We start from the raw sequence: 21,271 nt of genomic DNA, 5'->3' as shown, positions 1-21,271 counted from the left end.
TAAGTAGTCAAGTAGTTAAGTAGAAATGATTTGCCTGATGTGTTTTTCTTGACTACTTACTACTTGACTACTTACTACTTGACTACTTACTACTTAACTACTGATCATGAATTGTTGAGGCCTAATTGTTTCTTATTATTTCAAAGTCGGTATATATAGGTAGATGATCGCTGTACCCTCCCAGATATTTTATGCCGGAATAAGTGCGGAAAGGTTGTTTTCCTCCATATTTTTCATCATTGGATAACAGAAAAGGCAGACGGGCTACGTTTGCCTTTTTTTCGTTGGTATGGAAAGGTGATGAGTTGTCCAATAAGGTACCGGATATAATAAGGTGGTCAAGTAATCCCCATTTTCCCTGATATTTGTAAGAGCCAAAACTGTATTTTTCGGCTTCTGCTCTTGATGCAAGTAGGTGATAGAGCTGTAAGGGGGCGGGATGGGGTGGCGGGGCCAATGCACCCAGTGTTTGGGTTATTGACTTATTGTTTGGGTAATCATTAAAGTCTCCCATAATAATAAGTTGAGGATGTAGGCGGGTAGTCAGCAGACTGTCTGCTATCGAACGGATTTTTCCGGCAACTAACATACGGTAGGGTTCGGATACCTTGGCTCCGCCAGAACGTGAAGGAAGATGAACGACTAATACATCCAGACTGTCTCCTGTGGCGAGTAGTCCGCAAACATGGAGGATGTCTCGTGTTGGGCGGTTCTGCGGTCTAAAAGTACCGGTCGGGATGGAACGGTGGGATAGTAATTTAAAACGGTCACGTTGGTAGAGCAATGCTACATCGATGCCGCGTTCATCCGGAGAGTGAGTGATGACATAGCGGTATTCTTGTTCTTTTAAAGGAGAATAGCGTGTCAGATCGCGCATAACATTGTCATTTTCTACTTCACAAAGCCCCACCAGAACCGGTGGAACCCATTCACCGACAGCAGTAATGACGCGGGCTATATTGACTAATTTCTTTTTGTAACGCTGGTAGTTCCAGTGGCGGAGAGCATCGGGCAGAAACTCATAATCGTTTTTTAGGGAATCATGGTGGGTGTCGAATAGATTTTCTACATTCCAGCACATTACGCGGAAAGGGGGGTAATCGGCTTGAGCGGTGAGTCGGGGCATGTACAAGAAAAGGAATAATAAGACAATTATTCCTCTATTCATTTTCTTCTTCTTCTTTTTCTTGCCATTCATAACATCCGGCATCGGGTGCTTCGTCTATGGTTCGTGGCATTCCTTTCAGATCCAGAGGAAAGTCTTGGGCATCTTCGCTCAGTCCGATATTAATGGCAGCCGATTTTGGAGTTAACTGGAAATCGAACAATTGTTCTCCCCGTTTATCTGTTAGCAAAAAGTTATCGTCCTTTTTCCATGTCACATTGATTATCTTGTCATTTTTTTCTTCTACGGAATTGATGAGGCAGTGAGAAAAAAGATAGTCGAAAGCTATGGAAGAGTCATCTGAGCGTGAACCGTTGATTTCGTCATTAGAAGAGCCGGCTATGATACAATTGTGAAAAGCCGCATTGATAATAGGATAGGCTATTTCTCCTGATTCGTTTTTTAAGGCAAGGGCTACTCCTTGTTTTATATCCCAACTATAATAATTGGCCAGCGTACAGTGCACGAATTTATAATTTCCTCCAAGCAGGCTTACACAATTTTTTCCGGCATTACTGATTTCACAGTTACCAATGCTGGCTTGGCAAGAGGTCATTTCCAGTCCGTTTCCCGAGACTTGCCGGATAACGGAATTGGTAAGGGTCAGCTTCTTTTGGTCGATAGCCGATGAGTCGCAACGGATACCATATATTCCTCCGTGTATATCGACAAAGTTCAGAGAATTATCATAGCTTGAAGTATGGAAACGGATACCGTCCCATTGTCCGGGCAAGCGGTCATAGGGGAGGTTGGAGAACATCTTGTCAGTACGGTCGCCTCGGAAAACAACGGGAGCTTCCAGTGTGCCTTCTGCTACGAGTTGTCCATGTACTTGGATGCTCGATTTGCCGTGAAAATAGAACCGGGTTCCGGCGCCAATGGTTAAGCGGGCACCTTCCTTTACACTCAGACTGTCATAGATGACGATAGGACGTGCGGAACTGATAAGGGTATCTTGTGTGATTTCCTTTTGGCGCAAAGAGACAAAATCTTGTCCATATGCCAGCAACTTAACGTTCTGTCGGTTGGTATTGGTGATGAATACGATGGAATCTTTCCGGAAGACAGGTTCGTCACTGTCTTGTGGAGCTAAAGTTGCTTCAATAAAGACATATAAGCTGTCTTTGCTCCGTATCTCCACATCATAAAAGGAATTGCCCTTCATGCCGTCCACATTGATGCGGAATCCGGAATTGGCGGCATCTGCCAATACGATCGATGAAATGATTAATGATTCTTTGTTGCGGTTATATACTTTCAGGATATGGGTGGAAGTGCCGATACCGGCTAATATGGTATCCATTCTTAACGTGTCTTGGGAAAAAGAGAGTGCAAGAGAGGGATCGGCGGAGAAGTTCTCGTCATCACAGGCCGGGAACAATACCAAACTTGCCAATAAAAATAAGAGAATGTATACCGGGTTTCTTTTCATATCTTGCTGTTATATAAATCAGGCACAGATTAGAGAATCCGTGCCTAATATAAACGAGGAATGACCTTGTTTATTATTTCTTTTCCGGGATATTTGCCAATACATCCAACAGGTGACGCCAGAATTTGTCTACCGAAGGAATGTGCATACGTTCGTCCGGTGAGTGAACTCCCGTCAGTGTAGGACCGAAAGAAATCATATCTAAGGAAGGATATTTATCGAGGAAAAGTCCGCATTCCAGACCGGCGTGAATTGCTTTTACCTGAGCGTCTACACCGAACAAACGTTTGTAGGAAGCGGCTGCCACTTCCAGAATGGCTGAGTGCGGATTCGGTTTCCAACCTGGATAACCGTCACCGAAAGTTACAGTTGCACCTGCCAACTGGAAAGCCGCACGAACGGTATTCGCCATATCATCGCGGGCGGAGAGGATAGAACTGCGCTGGCTGGTTTCGATACGGATTATATTTCCCGGTTTCATCTTAACGGATGCTAAGTTGGTGGAGGTTTCTACCAGTCCGGGGATATCCTGACTCATGGCATATACTCCGTGGGGTACAGCATAGAGTGCTTTCAACAGACGGGCGGTGGTATCTTGGTCAATAGCTTTGGTACGGGGTGTTTCCGATTCTAATACAAGTTTTAAATCCGGTTCTGTTACTGCGAGCTCATTTTCTATTTCGGCAGTAAAGATGTTCAGGTCGGCACGTACATCATGTTTGGCATCTTCGGGGACGGCACAGACAGCGTATGCTTCACGAGGGATAGCGTTGCGAAGGTTACCGCCATTAATTTCACATAAGTACAGGTCGTATTTGGCTATCATTTTACTGAGAAAACGGTTCAGTATCTTGTTGGCATTACCGCGACCCAGATGGATATCACCACCGGAATGTCCGCCTTTCAGACCTTTTACCTCTACTTTAAAGAAAAAGTAACCGGCTGGAACATCTGCCTCCTTATAAGTAAATTGGGCTACGGAGTCTATTCCTCCTGCGCAACCGATGAAAAGTTCCCCTTCATCTTCCGAATCAAGATTCAACAGGATATCACCGTTCATGAAACCTTCTTTCAAGGCAAATGCACCGGTCAACCCCGTCTCTTCGTCTACTGTGAACAGGCATTCCAACGGACCGTGCTCGATGGTATCATCTGCCAGAATAGCGAGTTCTGTGGCTACTCCGATTCCGTTATCGGCTCCGAGTGTCGTGCCTTTGGCTTTCATCCATTCACCATCAATTTCTGTTTCGATAGGATCGACAAGAAAATCGTGTTCCACGTCATTATTCTTTTCGCAGACCATATCCACGTGTGATTGCAAAATGACGGTTTGCAGATTCTCCTTTCCCGGCGTGGCCGGTTTCTTGATCAAAACGTTTCCGACTTCATCAACTTTGGTCTCCAGATTATGTTTTTCTCCGAACGCTTTTAAGTATGCGATAATTTTTTCTTCCTTCTTTGAAGGGCGCGGTACTTGGCATATTTCTGCAAAATACTTGAATACACCTGCCGGCTTAAGTTCTTGTTTTTCCATTCTTTTTTCTTTTTATTTGAGTGAATGTTTGAAATATAACCCCTTATTGCTAAAGATGGTTAAAATAAATCTACTTTCTGAACCCGTTTCTCTTTTTTATAATAAAAAAGGCGGTTGAGTCCATACAAAAGTCTATATTTGCACCCACAAAATTAATAGAAATGCTCAATACAATACTGTTTACTTTGTTAATAGTTACTATTTGTATCTTATTATTAGGTATCAAGGTCTTTTTTGTGAAAGGTGGAAAATTTCCTAACGGACATGTGAGCGGCAATAAAGCTTTAAGAGATAGGGGGATTAGTTGTGCACAGTCTCAGGACCGTGAAGCACAGAAGAAATCCCGCTTTTCTATTGATGCCCTTGAAAAGGCTTTGAATGATAGTATGAACTAATTAATTAAAAACTATATTTTTACAAGTTATGAAGAGAATAAATTGCCTCATTAACGGTTTGGCTGCTCTTGCGCTTATCGTTTTGTTTTCACAATGCGCTGGTAAAGCTGATACAAAAACTACGACATCTGCCGGAGAAGCAACAGCTAATACTGTATCCGGTGATTTAAAGATCGCTTATGTGGAAGTGGATACGCTGCTTTCCAAATACAACTTCTGCATTGATCTGAATGAGGCTATGATGAAGAAAGAAGAGAATATCCGTTTGACACTGAATCAGAAGGCTGCTACTCTTGACAAGGATCAGAAAGAATTCCAGAAGAAATACGAAAACAATGCGTTTATTTCTCCGGAGAGAGCTCAGCAGGAATATAACCGTTTGATGAAGATGCAACAGGATTTGCAGGCATTACAGAATAAATTGACTAATGAGTTGGCTGCCGAAACACAGAAGAACAGTTTGCAGTTGCGTGACTCTATCAATGTTTTTCTGAAAGAGTATAACAAGACGAAAGGTTACAATTTGATTCTTAGTAATACCGGTTTTGATAACTTGCTTTATGCCGATAGTTCATTCAATATCACACAAGAGATTATCGATGGCTTGAATGCAAGATATACTTCTGCTGCTAAAAAATAATTTTAAGATATTTATAGAAAAAGGGGCATAAATGCATCAACTGCATTTATGCCCCTTTTTTATATTCGCGGATTCGGAATTAATGTCCGGGCCTGCCGCCGCCACCGCCACTGCTACCAATTGTCGTTACCATTGAGCTGGTGGTGAAAGTGGTTGTTTTCGTTCCGGGAGTGTACACGGCTCCTGTGTAGTAGCCATGGAAATCTTCTCCACCGGAGATGCTGCCTCCTGTATAGATCGTGTAATTGGTATTGGCTTTCAGGTCGGCACTGCTGAATAATAGAGTCATTGTCTGATAAGAACGCGGCAATTTATACGTAAACACATTCGTACCGTTTGCATCTTGTATGTTGATCAGATTGCCGGATGTTGCTGATGATGCACTATATAACACGGAACGTTGACTACAAGCCGATGAAGTAGGAGTGCTACTCGAGCCACCCGTACCTATTAGCACTCCTCCTGTGATAGAGAATGTATTCCTGTCACAATCGAATCCCTCTTCCGGACTGTTTGTGCCGGATGCGATCACAATACCACCGGTTACGGTCAGAGTGCCATTAGAGTCGATACCGTCATTGCCGGATGAATAACAATAGATATATCCGCCGTTTATCACTACTTGATTGGCTGCATTAATAGCGTCGTCATAAGTTTCTATGTCGTAAATTCCACCATTAATGGTTAGGACATCTTTACTTTCCATGCCTTCTCCTCCGTCTTGTGTACAGCGGATTGTAAATGTGCCCGAATGGGATGTAAGGTCTCCGATACATTTTATTGCTTTCGGGTTGGCATAATCTGCGTTTTCTCCATGTCCGGAAACCAGGAATTTAGCTCCGGTTGTAGTGGCGTCAACAACGGGGCCTTCGGCATTTACTGCACCGAAAACAATTTCACCGTCGGCCGAAATTCCCTTACCTGCACTACCTGTACTCTTCATTGTAACTGTGCCGTTTGTGATATGTATGTTACCGTTGCTTTTCATACAAGTGGCCGAATAAGAATCGAGTATACTGTTGGTATTCGTATACGTTCCTCCGTTACCGGAGGTTGTGATTTGGACATCGCCGCCTGAAATAACCAGGTCACCGTCTGTCGATATTCCTTTTCCTGCTGTTCCGGTACTTGTGATAATGATGTTGCCTCCTGCTATATAAACCGTTTGGTCACATTTGATACCTGTACAATAGGAAGGATCGTTATCAACAACTGCTACCGAACCGGTAGTCTGGATATGTATTGTTCCGTCATTAATCCGGAGATCGTTTTTGGTTTTGATCCCTTTGGATTGGTTACCGGATACCGACATATGAATTTCACCTCCGTTCATGGTGAAAGTGCCGTCGCATTTAATGCCTTTTACATCGTCGGAAGTAGAAGTTATTTGAACTTTTCCTCCGTTGATTTCAATGTATCCTTCGTCTCCGTCGAGTCCGTCACTATCGGAGGTTACTGTTACCGAACCTCCGTCGATACGGATGTAATCGTTGGCATGAATCCCATCGGAAGCGGCTCCGGTAATTGTTATGTTTCCGGAATTTACTAATAAATAATCATCACTGCAAATGCCATGCTTTTTATTACCCTGTACATATAGAGCACCTTCTCCATTGAAAATCAGTTGACCCTCACTGAAGAAGCATCCTTTCATGTCTTCTGAACCGGAGTCGGCATACTTCTTTCCGTCTGTTAATGTGTTTATCGTACCTTCCGTCAAATTGACTGTGACCTTTTTACCCGATTGGATATTGATGGCCGGGCCGTCTGCATTCGTTATATTTACTCCGTTCAGTGTCAATATAAATTTTTTATCGCTATAAATCTTAAACATTCCATTGGAAATAGTTCCGGTAAGTATGTATTCTACTTCCTCGGAGATGGTGGATGTTATGATAACATTTCCGTCATCTACGGAAATTGAAACACCTTCGAAAGCCAATGGATTAACAATCTCTATTCCGGTATCGGAATAGAGGATTTTTATTTGCAGAGAATTGTCTCCGAAACTCAGACTATCTATTTCGGTCATGGAATACGTAGGGGCATCTTGATCGTGCAAGTGTAAAAGTACGGCTTCATTTACAAATGTCATACTGTCGAGAACTGACAGGAGAACTCCTTGGGTTATTTTGTCTGAGCGATGTACAAACATCTTTTCTTGCGCCAGTATACTTTGTATACACAACGCACAAATTCCTGATAATAAAATAATCCGTTTCATGGTCGTCTGAATTTGAATACATGGTGGTCTATTTTCAGCAGATAAATTCCGGGAACCAAACGGTCTGTATCCAAATAGCCGGTTTCGCTGACTTGATCTTGAAAAATTTTCATTCCATCCAGCCCGTAAACAACTGCGGTAGTACCTTTTGCTATGTTTCTGATCTGTACATTTTTTGTGGATGGATCTACAAAGATGTAAACATTCTGTTCTCCGGTAAGAGAATTACTGATGCCTGTGGTTCCGTTACTGAAAGTAATTGTCCGTACTTCTGAATAGTGAAAGGAGCTTTCCTCTCCGTTCAGCCGGTTCAGCCATAGTGAGCCATTCTGAAAAGCCAGTTTCCTGATCTCGGATAGACGGAAAGTCTGTTCCGTGCCATCATTCAGATTGATGATTAAATTCTCTTGTGCTTGTATATGATATACATTTATCATAAATAGCCATCCGAGAATGATTGATGGTAATACTCTGATTCGATTCATATTTTTTAGCGTATTAAGAACTTGTCTAAATTTTCCTCTAAAAGTTTTATCAGTTTTTGAGTTTATTTTCGGCCTGTTTCCTTGTTTTCACTCGTCAGATAGCCCGTTATCCTCCTCTGAAAACAGAAAAATATCCTTAAATAATGATTCTTAAAAGAATGCTGAGCAAAATTTAAACCGGCTCTAAGTTTTAATCGAAATTGAGTATTTTTATATTAAATAACAATTAAAATCAATCAACAGGTCTTTTTTATCTGCCAATACTGAGATTTTGAGGTGTTTACAGAAATACTTAATATTTATGATTAGAGGATTTCCTTGTGGTAGTAATGAGATCTTGGAAAGAGGGGAAACCGGGGTAAATTTTTATATCGAACATAGAAGGGTCTGTTTGAATTTTCCTCTCAAAATAATACTGAGTAAAATTTAAGCAGGCTCCCAGGTAAATAAAAAAATGATGAGAAAACTTTTATTATAGCTTGGCTTCTTCTTGTGGAATGCGAAAAGCCGTGTAAAGTTCCAGAATGGCAGCGATGGTAAGACAGGCGATCCATTCATTTCCCCGGGTAGAGAACATGAAAGCTCCGGTCAGCACTAATGCGACGGCGCCGAATATTTGCTGGATGCGCAAGCGTTTCAATGTTTTGCTTTTCCCCTTTACCGGAGTATTGATTTGGGCAAGAGCTACAAAGCCAGCTCCGATGGTATATATATAAGGTGCATAAATCCATCCGGTGATGAATACTGCTGCTCCTACAAGAGCCATAAGAGCGCCTACGGCAAAAAGTGCGGGTACGAGTTGTTTCATTTATTTATTTTCAAATACGTAAATATCTTCATTGGGTTTCTTCATCAGATACTTTTCACGTGCTATTTGCTCGATGGCATCAGGATTACTGCTTAGCTCGTTGAGTTTCTTTGTGTTTTCTTCGTAGTCGGCACGGTATTTTTCGATTTCGCTTTGCAACCGACTGATTTCACGTGTATATCCGATACGCCGGATGGCGCTGTTTTCGTCCAGAAAACCGATGATGGCTGCAAAAGCCAACACAGTGATGAGGTATTTGTGTTTACCGATAAACTCCCAGATTGTTAGTAAATTGCCCATAACTTCTCCTTTAATTCCGTATGCAAAGATAAAACTTATAACTTAAAACTTGCCACTTCCCGGCTAAAACTTCTCACTCATCACTTATTACTTATTACTTTTTTTGCGTACATTTGCAGAAACTCAAAAAACAGAGAGATCCCGACGTATGGAAAACTATATTGTATCTGCCCGTAAATATCGTCCGTCTACCTTTGAGTCGGTGGTGGGCCAACGGGCATTGACTACGACACTGAAGAATGCCATTGCCACGCAAAAACTGGCGCATGCCTATCTGTTTTGCGGGCCTCGTGGAGTAGGAAAAACCACGTGTGCACGTATCTTTGCCAAGACTATCAACTGTATGACTCCTACTGAGGATGGAGAGGCTTGTAATGCATGTGAGTCTTGTGTGGCTTTCAATGAACAGCGTTCCTATAACATTCATGAATTGGATGCCGCGTCCAATAATTCGGTAGATGATATCCGCCAATTGGTAGAGCAAGTGCGGATTCCGCCACAGATCGGTAAGTATAAGGTGTATATTATCGATGAGGTACATATGTTGTCGGCCTCTGCTTTCAATGCTTTTTTGAAAACATTGGAGGAACCTCCCCGTCATGCTATCTTTATTTTGGCGACGACGGAGAAGCATAAGATTCTTCCTACTATTTTGTCGCGTTGCCAGATTTATGATTTTAACCGTATCAGTGTGGAAGACACGGTGCAGCATCTGGCTTATGTGGCTTCTAAAGAGAATATCACAGCAGAACCCGAAGCGCTGAATGTCATTGCGTTGAAGGCGGATGGCGGTATGCGTGATGCACTTTCCATCTTCGATCAAGTGGTAAGCTTTACCGGTGGACACATTACGTATAAGAGCGTGATTGAGAATCTCAATGTGCTGGATTATGAATATTATTTCCGGTTGACGGACTGCTTTCTTGAGAATAAGGTGAGTGACGCCCTGTTGTTGTTCAATGATGTGCTGAACAAAGGTTTTGACGGCAGTCATTTCATTACGGGACTTTCTTCTCATTTCCGTGATTTGCTTGTCAGTAAAGATGCTGCTACTTTGGCATTGCTTGAAGTAGGAGCCAGCATCCGGCAGCGTTATCAGGAACAGGCACAGAAGTGCCCGTTGCCTTTTCTGTATCGGGCTATGAAGCTCTGTAATGATTGTGATATGAATTACCGTGCCAGCAAAAATAAGCGTTTGCTGGTGGAACTGGCCTTGATACAGGTTGCCCAGCTTACCACCGAGGGGGATGACGTGGGTGATGGGCGCCGCCCTAAGCAAGCTATAAAACCCATATTTACGCAATCTGTTGCTGCTCAGCAGTCACAGACTGTTCCTGCTACGTCGCAAACTCAACCGGTTTCTGCTGTCGTTACTCCGGTTCAGCAACNNTGTTGTCGTTCCTCCGGTTCACCAACACCACCAGCAACTGCAACAACCGGCGTCTGTCCAATCTGTTCCTGTGGCTGGGACTTCTCCGGTTATTCCATCATCAGCAGATATACCTGCTTCCGGATTGAAGGTGCCGGTGAAGGAAGAGAAGAAAATTCCGGTAATGAATAAGGCCGGTTTGGGGGTTTCTATTAAGCATCCTCAGAAAGAAGCTGTTTCGCAGAGGACGACTACGCCTCAAGCATCGTCTCAGGTTCAGTCTCAGCCCGAAGAAGATTATATCTTCAATGAAAAAGATTTGAATTACTATTGGCAGGAGTATGCCGGCCAGCTTCCTATCGAGCATAAAGCGCTTGCGATGCGTATGCAGAATATTCGTCTGACGCTACTTAATGATGATATAACTTTTGAGGTAGTAGTGGATAATGAGATTGTGGCAAAGGACTTTACTTCTATGATTCCTAATGTACAAAACTATCTTCGCAGTCGTTTGAAGAACAGGAAGGTGAAGATGACGGTCCGTGTCAGTGCACCTGCCGAGAACGTACGTGCCTTCAGCAGGGTAGAGAAATTCCAGATGATGGCAAAGAAAAACGAGGCATTGTTACAGTTGAAAGACGAGTTCGGGTTAGAGTTATATTAAATCTTACACTTCTTCTTCCTGTAATATCTCCCAGAATCTTTGTGGCAACCAGATATTGGGTATGTTTATTGCGTTTTTGAACAATGGTGCAATATCGGCAGGACGGAATCCTGCTATTCCACATCCTATCTCAGTGACGAGGAATGTTCTTTCCGGATCGTTTTGAGCAAATTTTATGAATTGGTCTATGTAGGGGCGAATCGTTCCGATGCCACCTTGCATGGTAGGGATGGCATACGTCTGTCCTTGAAGACCCGTGCCTTGCCCCCAGACGGCTCCCCATTGGTTCATAGCCAGACGGGCGGCACCTCCACCATGATAGCCTTGCAGGTTGCTGCCGAATACGAATATCTCATTAGGCTTTAATTCTGTGATGTGATTGGGGGTGATGCGTGTATTCATGATTCAATAATTCTTAGTTGCCCGTAAAGATAGTGATTCTTTTATTAATTTTGTGAATGCATTCCGGTCGTTCGTTCAATTTATTTCTGTTATAGAGAGAATTGGCGGACTTTTGTGATATGTTTCACTAAAATAAAAGATTTATGGAAAAGCAGAAAATGCAATTTAAAACTCGGAATGTAGGATTTATTGTTCCTATTGGTCTTTATCTTCTTTTTGCCGGAATGCTTTCCTGGGGATCTGTCGTGAGTGCCAGATCTTTTCCTATAGGCGTCATGGCTACTTGAGGGATAGCTATCCCTGTCCTCACTATTCTTTCGTTGTTTTGTTCTTATCTCTTTTCTCATTTGTATACTAAAAATAAGAAATGGGGATGCTGGGGATTCATTCTTTATATTGGAGCCATTATTCTTTATACCTATCTGCTAAGTAAGAATTGGGGATTGGTATTCTGGATGTTATGTTCTAATTTGCGTTCGCTTGCTTTAGGGGTTTTGAATATGATGTGTCCGACTATTTGGGGTCTCCTTGATCCCCAATGTGGCACTTGAAAACGAACCACTTTAAACGAAGAAATCCTCAATAATCATGATTATCAAGGATTCTCTTTGGGTGGAAGACCGGACTCGAACCGGCGACATTCAGAACCACAATCTGACGCTCTAACCAACTGAACTACATCCACCATGTTTGCGTTTCTCTAACGCGGTGCAAAGATAGATATAATCTTTTAATCTGCAAATATTAGAAGGACTTTTTTTAATAAAAAATGTACTCTTTTATTCCCTTATTATGTTTGTTGAATAGGGAGCGGGTATCCTTAGTAAAGATTTTCAAGTGGTTACGTTCTATAACGGATAGTGAGTCTGTCGGATAATTGATCGGATATAATATGTAATTCTTCTTTCGCGATAATACCGGCCGAGAAGTCCATACTAAACTGTATTCGCAATTGGTGACGCGGGTAATGCTGTCCTTTTCAAGTTCTAATTTAAACAAAATTCCTCCGTCTGTCCGGCGGGCAGACATATTGGAAATGAAATTTCCTAAAGAATAGACTACCGCATGTCGGCTACCTGCCGTGCTGTCCGTGCGAAGTTCCATTGGCTGTACTACATGGGGATGAGAACCGATGATATGAGTTACACCTTGTTGCAATAACCAGTCTGCGAGAGAGGTCTGTTCCCGGTTAGGGAGCGATTGGTATTCTTCACCCCAATGTATACAGGCAATGAGAACATCGGGTTGGAGTGCTTTCGCTTTCCGGATGTCCAGTGCCATCGTTTCTTTGTCAATGTAATTCACAATGTTGGGAGAAGTTGCTTTGAGACCGTTTGTACCATACGTATAGTTGAGAAGTACGATGCGGAAACCGTTCTTTTCTATCATGAGCGGATATCGCTGTTCGCGTGTTTCAGCATTGGTGTATGTACCTGCATATGGGATGCGGAGGGAGTCGAGCATGAGAATGGTTCGTTCCAGACCTTTTTTACCTCGATCCAGGCAATGGTTGTTGGCTGTTATCAATACGTTGAAACCCGCTTCACGGATGGCGGAAAGATATTCGTCTGGTGCACTGAAAGCAGGATAACCACGATATGGTTTTCCGCCGAGGGTTACTTCCAGATTAGCGATGGCAATATCCGCCCGGCTGATTTCTTCTTTGACGAATTTGAAACAATCGGAGTAATCGTATCCGGCAGGAGTACGGGCGGCATTGATTTGTCCTTGGTGTTGCATCAGGTCACCGGCAAAAAGGAGTGTGATGCGGTGGGGAAGAAGGCTGTCATTCGCATTGGATATGATCGTATCTGAAACAGCCTTGACTGTATCTCCCTTTTCCTGCGACACAGATGTGCAGGAAAAGGAGAGAAGTAAGAGAATTATGAATGAGAAATATCTCATTTATAAATGGCTTTTTTACCGGCCAACAGCGTGTTCTTCATCAACGAAACAATGGTCATAGGGCCTACACCTCCCGGCACGGGGGTGATGTATGAACACTTGGGAGCAACCTCATCAAACTTTACGTCGCCCATCAGTTTGAAACCGGATTTTTTGCTGGCATCGGGTACGCGGGTGGTACCTACATCGATAATAACCGCACCTTCTTTCATCATATCGGCTTTCACGAAATTAGGCTGTCCTAAGGCGGCGATAATGATATCGGCTTCCTGACATTCTTTTACCAGGTCACGTGAGCGGCTATGGCAAACGGTGACTGTTGCGTCTCCCGGGTAGGCTTTCTGCATCATGAGGGCAGCCATCGGTTTACCGACAATGTTACTGCGTCCCAATACTACGCACTTTTTACCCGATGTTTCGATTTTATAACGCTTCAGCAGTTCGAGTATGCCGTTCGGAGTGGCAGATACGTAACAGGGCAGTCCGATAGACATGCGTCCTACGTTAATGGGATGGAAACCGTCTACGTCTTTGCGATAGTCGATGGTTTCGATTACTTTCTGTTCGGAGATGTGCTTGGGCAACGGGAGCTGTACGATGAAGCCGTCCACGTCGGTATCTTCGTTAAGTTCGCGTACTTTGGCCAGCAGTTCGTCTTCGGTCACATCGCTTTCATAACGGATAAGGGACGATTTGAAACCGCATACTTCACAGGCTTTTACTTTTGCAGCTACATATGTTTCGCTACCTCCGTCGTGTCCTACAAGGATAGCGGCCAAGTGGGGACGTTTACCTCCATTAGCCACAATTTCTGCCACTTCATCGGCAATTTCTTGCTTTACTTGTTCGGAAATGGCTTTTCCATCTATAAGGGTCATGTTCAATAGTATTTTGGTGATGGGCAAAAGTAGAATAATTTGCCGAACTCTCCAAGTCAAAGGAAAAGAAAGAAAGGAGCTTGTTTTTGTCAAGAGCTGATTTACGTATTCTTAACAAAATAGCCGGCGCTTCGCAAGAAAATGTGTGCCGCATTGTAATCCGGTTACATTTGTATCGCAACTAATAATGAAATGCATCGTGACATTACTTGTTACACATCGTGACATTACTTGTTATGTACCGTGACATGCCTTGTTATTTTGTATAAGTATTGTTCGGAAGTGCCGTAAGCACCCATCCCGGAGTCTTTGGCAAGTGATTTAAAAAAGAAAAGGAGAAAGCCGAAGCTCTCTCCTTTTATAGGTGTTTTAACTGAATATACTTTATGATTACGTCTGTAAAGATACGAAATCAGAATACAATAATCAAGCTTTTAGCCGGAAATTATCAGCGTTTCATTTTAGGCATCATCTTACCCATCTTGCTGCCTGTTACCATCTTCATCATCTTACGGGTCTGGTCGAATTGTTTCAGCAGGCGATTTACTTCCTGAATAGTCGTTCCGCTACCTTTGGCAATACGTGTGCGGCGTGAGCCATTAAGTATTTCGGGGTTGGAACGTTCTTCCGGCGTCATGGAGTAGATGATGGCTTCAATGCTTTTGAATGCGTTATCGTCGATATCGATGTCTTTGATGGCTTTGCCTACACCCGGAATCATGGATGCGAGTTCCTTAAGGTTACCCATCTTCTTGATCTGTGCAATCTGGCTGAGGAAGTCGTTGAAGTCAAACTGATTCTTGGCAATCTTTTTCTGTAAACGTTTGGCTTCTTCTTCATCGTATTGTTCCTGGGCGCGTTCTACCAGCGAAACGATGTCACCCATACCGAGGATACGGTCTGCCATACGTGCCGGATGGAACTGGTCGATAGCATCTAACTTTTCACCTGTTCCTACGAATTTGATAGGTTTATTTACAACCGAACGGATAGAAAGGGCTGCACCGCCACGGGTATCACCGTCGAGTTTAGTCAGCACTACACCGTTGAAGTCGAGACGGTCGTTGAACTCTTTGGCTGTATTTACAGCATCCTGTCCGGTCATGGAGTCGACTACAAAGAGAATTTCATTCGGCTGGATGGCTTCTTTGATCGCTGCAATCTCCTTCATCATTTCTTCGTCTACGGCCAGACGTCCGGCTGTATCGACGATGACAAGATCATAACCTTTGGCCCTGGCCTCTTTGATAGCGTTCTGGGCAATCTCCACAGGATTCTTGCTATCCGGTTCGGAATACATCGGAACATCGATCTGTTCGGCCAGTACGCGGAGCTGTTCGATGGCAGCGGGACGATATACGTCACAGGCTACGAGTAATGGTTTACGGTTTTTCTTTGTTTTAAGCATCCGGGCCAGTTTCCCGGAGAAAGTAGTTTTACCCGAACCCTGCAGACCGGACATCAGGATAATGGCAGGCTGGCCTTTGGTGTCGATTTCAACGGTTTCTCCACCCATCAATTGGGTCAGTTCGTCGTGAACGATTTTCACCATCAACTGACTCGGTTTTACGGCGGTAAGAACGTTCTGTCCTAATGCCTTTTCTTTTACCGTGTCAGTAAAGGTTTTTGCCACTTTATAGTTGACGTCGGCGTCCAACAAGGCTTTGCGTACGTCTTTCAGTGTTTCTGCTACATTGATTTCGGTGATCTTACCTTCACCTTTCAAAATCTTAAACGACCTCTCCAGTCTCTCGCTTAAATTATCGAACATGGTTATATTAATTACGAATTAGGGTGCAAATGTACTAAAATCTCTTGTATTTATATCTTTTTATTCTGCCATTTTGCTTTTTTGAGATAAATATAGCTTGTTATGAACAATAATGTATAATACACTATCTCAATGGTAAAACACCATTCGATAGGCGCTTTCAGCCACATTCCGATAAAGATTATATACGAACCGTAGATGAGGATCGTAATGGTTTCCAGCAGGAGGGCGGCTTGTGTATTGCCTGTTCCCGATATTCCGTTGAATACGACATTGGCAACCGAAGCGATCAGCATGGCACAGCAGATGACGTACACTGAAGGGACAGACTCCGTTATCAGTGCGGCTTCGTTGGTATAGATCGAAAGCATCGCCTGCGGAAATATTGCGGTGACAATGACCAGTGCCAGCATAATGAAGAATGAAAAACGGGCTATCTTATTGATGAGCGGCATGACGTGTTGTATGCCGCCTGCACCGATTGCATTACTTACCAGACTGTTGGTTGTCGTGGCCAGTGCATTGACCGGAATCAGCATCACGATATAGATGCTACGTACGATATTGGCAATGGCAAGTTCGCGTTGTCCTAACCTCTCTACGGCAATGAAGAATACGAACCACGTAGCCATTGACAGGAAGTACTGTAACATGGTGAAGCATGAGATGCTGAGTATGCGCATCAGCAACTGGGGATCGAAGGAACGGAATCGGTTCAAGCCGTATTTTTTCAGATCGACAGTAATGTACGTGTAAATAAGGAAAAACAGGATGGAACTGGCTTCGGCTATCACAGAAGCGATAGCGGCTCCCTTGATGCCCATTTCCGGAAATCCGAAGTGTCCGAATATCATGGCGTAATCCAGAATCACGTTGACAATGGCCATGACAATGGCATTAATCGTTAGCACTTTGGTACGGGTAATGCCGATGTATAATGCGCGGAACATTACATTGACAAATGAGAAGAAGAAACCGTAGGTGCGCCAGTCCAGAAACTCCATCGTGGCATCGAATATCGATTCGGAGGATACCAGCATGCGCATGATGTTGCTTCCGAAAGCTTTGGTGAAGCCAAACAGTAACAGGGCCATGACCAACAGGAACATAACGCCCTGCATCATTACGGGGCCCACGTCCGCGTAGCGTCCTTCTCCATTGCGGCGGGCAATGACGATTTGTGAACCGGTACTAAATCCGAAAGCGATCGTAAAGACGCATATATAGAAAAGCCCGCCCATCGCAGAGCCTCCGAGGGCTACTTCTCCGACTCTTCCGAGAAAGGCCGTATCAGTGACATTAATGACATTTTGTGCTAATAAACTGAGGAGTATCGGGTAGCTGACACTCCAAATCTGTTTGTTGGTATACATAAATCGGCGTTTAGGTTTGCAATTTGCAAAGATAGCTCTTTTATTCGGATATGATATCGAGAGGATAAGTAAAATTAATGACAGGTCGTTCCTGTTCATCGGCCGTTATGTTGTAGCTGCCTCCGAAATGCTGCAACAAAAGGCGATTGATATCATGACGTATGCTTACTTCCTGGGAATTGAATTCCGGATCGGCCAGTGGGCTGTTGCTGATGCGGAAACATATCTGTTTGCCGGAGTCGTCACGAGTCAGAGTGAAAGTGATTTCTCTGTGTGCCGTGTTTTTCTGCGGATAAGTCAGAGTGCTGACCAATGCTTGAATGAGCCTTCCGGTATCGGTTGTGATGGGTTGCGTCTCGATATGGGTATCGAAATATATTTCTATGGTTTCCTCATTGCGCATGCGGGCCATATAGATAGCGTCATTACAGAGTGCCACAGCATCATATTCCTGTATTTGGAACTTCATCATGTTGGCTTCCAGACGCGACAAGTCCAGTACGTCATTAACCAGTTGCATCAATTCTTCGGTATTTTTCTGGATGATGGCAGAGAATTCTTTTCTTGTGTCCTCGTCCATATTCGGTTCTGATGCTATCAGTTGGGAAAATCCTACGACTCCGTTCAGTGGAATGCGAATATTATAGCTCATGTTGGCAAGGAAATGATTCTTAGTCTCATTGGCTTTTTCGGCTATCCGGGTAGCTTTGCGGGTTTCGCTTTCTGCTATTTTCAGGGCTTTACGTACCCGGAAGATGCGTAACATGAAAAATACCAATACGATTAATGTCGTGCCGATAACGATAAGTACAATAAGTTGTATTTTGTTTTTCAATTGTTCCTCTTCGAGGGCTATTTTATTGATGTGATAGTTGCTTTGTATCAGTTTCATTTGTTTGTCGGAAAGCTCGGTGACCAGTGAGTCTTTCATTTGCAGTACCTTTTCATAGATGGGCAGCGCTTCCTGGCTGCGGCCGGCTTCCACGAGTATGTCCGCTTTGGCAGACAATTGGTTGACGTAGTCGGAACTGAACGCTTCCTGTAATAAGACGATTGTGGAATCCAACTGGCTAAGGGCCTTGTCATACTCTTTACAGCGCCGATAGTACAAAGCGTATGCATCGTAATAGAGCACGCGATACATAAAATAGGTATGTGGTGTGAGATACTTGGCTCCTTTTTGTAAATGTTCAAAAGCAGGGTGAGGCTGATTCATCTCTAAATAATAATAAGCATAATAGAGTTCATTGAAGATCAACGGATCCTGAAAAGCCTCTTCCATGGTGGGATTCTTTCTTATGTAGTCTTCAAGGATACTTTTCTGTTCATCGAGATATTTCTTCAGGTTTTCAAAGTCATCTTTGGCTTTACTGAGTGAAATGAGTTGGCAAAGTACGGAGTTGTGTACAATTACGTTATCCAGTTTGGGGAGTAGCATATGGGCCTCTTCCAATGCTTTTTTCCCTTCTTCCCAACGTCCGGTACCCATGTAAGCATTTGCCAGACATTGTTTGGCACCGATTAATCCGCGCACATTGTTGGCTTCCTGTGCCTTTTGGTACATCTCGAGTGATTTATTGATGGCAAATTCGATCTGCTCTCTATAAGAATAAAGATCTATCTGGCATCTTTGTGCGTCGAAATAATAATCCCACAGATTGCCTTCGCGGACAAAAGGCTCCATCTTTTCGATCTTTTGTATTACGCTGTCCAGTTCGTTCTGGTTGTAGTAATAGATAATCTGGAAATAAAGGGCGGTTCCGGCATATTTGGGATTATTCTGTGCGATAGCTTCTTGCAACAGCATATCCGAGTAGCGGATACAGTTGGGATTGGTTTGCTCCATCCGCGTGATATCCTGTATCATTTGCAGGCGTGCAGAGTCGTGCGGCATGCTTGTCAGCAGTCTTTCCAGACTGTCTCTTTTGGCCGAGGATGGAGTAGCCGTAGGCATACCTGTTAAAAAATGGCAACTCAGAATAAGGGTAAATATCAATTGTTTCATTGGGTATTCTCCTTTCTGTTGACTACCGGGATTATGGGGTGGGTGAACATAAAACGGGCCCCCTCGGTATATTCATGATCTATCCATATCCGGCCACCGACTTGTTCGATGATAAGTTGGCAGATGGAAAGTCCCAATCCTGTGCCCTGTGCACCTTCATTTAATTTTTCAAAGCGGTTGAATATCTGCTTTTGTTTTTCCAACGGGATACCGCAGCCGGTGTCGGTGACGGAAAAGAGCGCGACCGTATCCGATTCTTTCTCGACCTCGAGAGTGATAACACCCTCTGTCGTGAATTTGGTGGCGTTGATAAGTAAATTGATGAGCAGTTGCTGCAAACGGGAGTCGTCTGTTACAAGAGGAAGTGACTCTAATGTGGTAACAAAACGTACTTCGGCTTGTGTCTGTTTCACTTTCTCTACAGTTTCTACCACGTTACGGCAGATGACCACTGCATCGCTTTCTTTCAAATTGAATGTCAGTTTTCCTACATCTACACTTGAAAGGTCGATAACGTCATTGATAAGTTTAAGGAGAAGTTCTGAGTTTTGTTGTATAATCTCGTTGCATTGCTGGCGTGTGTCATTGTCGATGGAGTCATCCGTGAGAATGGCGGAGAAACCCGAAAGAGCGTTCAGGGGAGTGCGTATTTCATGGCTCATGTTCGATAGAAAGAGACTTTTGGTTCTTGTTGAGTTCTCTGCATATTGCTGGGCTTTTTCCAATTTCTCTTTTGACAGGAATAGTCGTTTGTTCCCTTTTTTAATAAGGAAAATGAGGAGGAGGATGAGGCCTAACATGGAGAGTACTGCAAGAATTCCCCATAAGATTGTTCTGTTACGTTCTTGCTGGTTTTTAATTTCCAGTTGGTCTATTTGGTAAATGGTACGTAATTCATTAATTTGGCGGACATAGCTGAGGTTGTCCAATGAGTCTTGTAATGCACTTGTCCTCTGATAGATAAAACAAGCTTTGTCGGTTTGCCCTTGTTTCGCCAGAAGCCGTGCGCATTGGATATTCAGTTGTACGTGTTGATACGGGGCATAAGACGGACGGAGTTCGCTGATGATTTTACCGTATTGCTCCAATGCCCGGTCATATTGTTCTGTCAGTTCGTAATAGCTGGCATGCATGTAATCCAGCATAAAGTTCATATGAAAGAAATTGTTTTCTGCATTTGCACGTGTTGCTTCGGTGAGGTATGCTTGGGCTTTGTCGGGCTGATGGGTCATTATCAGATAATATGCACGGCATATGGAGGTATAAAACAGATTGGATGATGTTGGAAACTTGTCGAACAGGCTTTCGAGTTGCTTTAGATATGCATGGGCTTCGTCGATTTTTTCTATTTTAAGCAGACTTAAGATAAGATTAGGCAGGATATGTATTTTTATCAAATCCTCATCATCTGATTTATCCAATATCCGTATGGCTTCTTCGTATGAGTCGATGGCTTGTTGCTGTATGTTGGATGCCAGGTAAACATCGCCTATGGCGCGGAGTGAAAGAGCTATCCCTTTGTCATATTCCATCTCTTTGGCCTTTTGATACATGATGTGGGCTTTATCTACAGCTACGGTAATATCGCCACGATTCGCATATGCCCTTGCTACCAGTTGCTTCAGATAAAAAAGAAGATCATATCGTTTGTCGGCTTCCAATTTCGGTTCGAGTTCTTTTTCCAATAAAATAATACTGTCGGAAGACATTTCCCTATCATAAGGCAGGTTATGATCGATAAGAATCTGTAACTTTTCCAGGTATTTGGAAGTGTTATCAACAGGATATGCCGGCAGGGAACATAGAAGTCCGGCCAGCATTCCTAATATATAGTAATAGATATGACTTCTCACTACCTGGTATACTGTTTGTGATGTATTGCTGCAAAAATAGTAAGAACTCGCAAAAAAACGGCAAAATT

The 21,271-nt window shown here is 43.4% G+C and carries 17 protein-coding genes, 1 tRNA gene and 1 pseudogene; 4 read left to right on the top strand and 15 right to left on the bottom strand.

Annotated features, from left to right (window positions below; all coding sequences use genetic code 11):
• Positions 1–121: 121 nt before the first annotated feature.
• The 3 genes from QVP90_RS13070 to QVP90_RS13060 all read right to left on the bottom strand — a co-directional run bounded on the left by QVP90_RS13070 (position 122) and on the right by QVP90_RS13060 (position 4,131).
• Complete coding sequence (locus QVP90_RS13070) at positions 122–1,168, bottom strand: endonuclease/exonuclease/phosphatase family protein (RefSeq protein WP_021936672.1); 1,047 nt, start codon at positions 1,166–1,168, stop codon at positions 122–124.
• The gene (locus tag QVP90_RS13065) at positions 1,161–2,597 is read right to left on the bottom strand and encodes a hypothetical protein (RefSeq protein ID WP_005930162.1); all 1,437 of its coding nucleotides are present in this window, start codon (positions 2,595–2,597) and stop codon (positions 1,161–1,163) included. The genes QVP90_RS13070 and QVP90_RS13065 overlap by 8 nt, the downstream gene beginning before the upstream one ends.
• Before the next feature lie 73 nt (positions 2,598–2,670).
• The gene (locus QVP90_RS13060) at positions 2,671–4,131 is read right to left on the bottom strand and encodes an aminoacyl-histidine dipeptidase (protein ID WP_021936671.1); all 1,461 of its coding nucleotides are present in this window, start codon (positions 4,129–4,131) and stop codon (positions 2,671–2,673) included.
• 161 nt (positions 4,132–4,292) lie between these two features.
• On the opposite strand from QVP90_RS13060, the gene QVP90_RS13055 reads away from it, so the two are divergent.
• Together QVP90_RS13055 and QVP90_RS13050 are read left to right on the top strand one after the other, a co-directional pair.
• A complete protein-coding gene (locus QVP90_RS13055; RefSeq protein WP_005930166.1) occupies positions 4,293–4,526 on the top strand; it encodes a hypothetical protein in 234 nt (77 codons plus the stop codon).
• A gap of 28 nt (positions 4,527–4,554) precedes the next feature.
• Positions 4,555–5,166, top strand: a complete 612-nt coding sequence (locus tag QVP90_RS13050; RefSeq protein WP_005930170.1) for an OmpH family outer membrane protein — start codon at positions 4,555–4,557, stop codon at positions 5,164–5,166.
• Positions 5,167–5,245: 79 nt separating this feature from the next.
• Here the strand turns inward: QVP90_RS13050 and QVP90_RS13045 are convergent, their stop codons facing one another.
• The 4 genes from QVP90_RS13045 to QVP90_RS13030 form a co-directional block, all read right to left on the bottom strand.
• Positions 5,246–7,390, bottom strand: a complete 2,145-nt coding sequence (locus tag QVP90_RS13045; protein WP_021936670.1) for a carbohydrate-binding domain-containing protein — start codon at positions 7,388–7,390, stop codon at positions 5,246–5,248.
• Positions 7,387–7,875 (bottom strand): T9SS type A sorting domain-containing protein, encoded by a 489-nt coding sequence (locus QVP90_RS13040; protein WP_021936669.1) that lies wholly within the window; start codon positions 7,873–7,875, stop codon positions 7,387–7,389. The genes QVP90_RS13045 and QVP90_RS13040 overlap by 4 nt, the downstream gene beginning before the upstream one ends.
• 472 nt (positions 7,876–8,347) lie before the next feature.
• On the bottom strand, positions 8,348–8,683 hold the full coding sequence (locus QVP90_RS13035; protein WP_005930178.1) for a hypothetical protein: 336 nt from the start codon (positions 8,681–8,683) through the stop codon (positions 8,348–8,350).
• On the bottom strand, positions 8,684–8,983 hold the full coding sequence (locus QVP90_RS13030) for an FtsB family cell division protein (RefSeq protein ID WP_021936668.1): 300 nt from the start codon (positions 8,981–8,983) through the stop codon (positions 8,684–8,686).
• Between the two features lie 148 nt (positions 8,984–9,131).
• On the opposite strand from QVP90_RS13030, the pseudogene QVP90_RS13025 reads away from it, so the two are divergent.
• Positions 9,132–11,016, top strand: a pseudogene (locus QVP90_RS13025) (DNA polymerase III subunit gamma/tau).
• A 3-nt stretch (positions 11,017–11,019) separates the two neighbouring features.
• On the opposite strand, the gene QVP90_RS13020 reads toward QVP90_RS13025, so the two are convergent.
• Positions 11,020–11,418 carry an A1S_2505 family phage non-structural protein gene (locus QVP90_RS13020; protein ID WP_021936665.1) on the bottom strand — a complete coding sequence of 133 codons (399 nt, stop codon included), beginning with the start codon at positions 11,416–11,418 and terminating at the stop codon, positions 11,020–11,022.
• A gap of 143 nt (positions 11,419–11,561) precedes the next feature.
• Here QVP90_RS13020 and QVP90_RS13015 point away from each other — a divergent pair, with 143 nt between their 5' ends.
• Entirely contained in the window at positions 11,562–11,705 is a 144-nt protein-coding gene (locus tag QVP90_RS13015) for a hypothetical protein (protein ID WP_021936664.1), read from the top strand.
• Between the two features lie 323 nt (positions 11,706–12,028).
• On the opposite strand, the gene QVP90_RS13010 is transcribed toward QVP90_RS13015, so the two are convergent.
• From QVP90_RS13010 to QVP90_RS12980, 7 genes are all read right to left on the bottom strand, one after another.
• Positions 12,029–12,104, bottom strand: a tRNA-His gene (locus QVP90_RS13010).
• 73 nt (positions 12,105–12,177) lie between these two features.
• On the bottom strand, positions 12,178–13,323 hold the full coding sequence (locus tag QVP90_RS13005) for a CapA family protein (protein ID WP_021936663.1): 1,146 nt from the start codon (positions 13,321–13,323) through the stop codon (positions 12,178–12,180).
• Positions 13,320–14,201 (bottom strand): bifunctional methylenetetrahydrofolate dehydrogenase/methenyltetrahydrofolate cyclohydrolase FolD, encoded by an 882-nt coding sequence (gene folD / locus QVP90_RS13000; protein ID WP_021936662.1) that lies wholly within the window; start codon positions 14,199–14,201, stop codon positions 13,320–13,322. Before folD ends, QVP90_RS13005 begins: the two co-directional genes overlap by 4 nt.
• Positions 14,202–14,649: 448 nt before the next feature.
• On the bottom strand, positions 14,650–15,972 hold the full coding sequence (gene ffh / locus QVP90_RS12995; RefSeq protein WP_007481666.1) for a signal recognition particle protein: 1,323 nt from the start codon (positions 15,970–15,972) through the stop codon (positions 14,650–14,652).
• Positions 15,973–16,022: 50 nt separating this feature from the next.
• Positions 16,023–17,345: an MATE family efflux transporter gene (locus QVP90_RS12990; RefSeq protein WP_007481667.1), complete on the bottom strand. Its 1,323-nt coding sequence runs from the start codon at positions 17,343–17,345 to the stop codon at positions 16,023–16,025.
• Positions 17,346–17,385: 40 nt separating this feature from the next.
• Entirely contained in the window at positions 17,386–19,350 is a 1,965-nt protein-coding gene (locus tag QVP90_RS12985) for a tetratricopeptide repeat-containing sensor histidine kinase (RefSeq protein ID WP_005930210.1), read from the bottom strand.
• Positions 19,347–21,170, bottom strand: a complete 1,824-nt coding sequence (locus tag QVP90_RS12980) for an ATP-binding protein (RefSeq protein WP_044094577.1) — start codon at positions 21,168–21,170, stop codon at positions 19,347–19,349. The genes QVP90_RS12985 and QVP90_RS12980 overlap by 4 nt, the downstream gene beginning before the upstream one ends.
• Between the last annotated feature and the right edge of the window lie 101 nt (positions 21,171–21,271).

Origin of the sequence: Bacteroides sp. CAG:189, from assembly GCF_000432295.1 — a bacterium.
GTDB lineage: Bacteria > Bacteroidota > Bacteroidia > Bacteroidales > Bacteroidaceae > Bacteroides > Bacteroides salyersiae.
The sequence above is the reverse complement of the archived record's forward strand: the minus strand, read 5'-3'. Positions and strand labels throughout refer to the sequence as shown.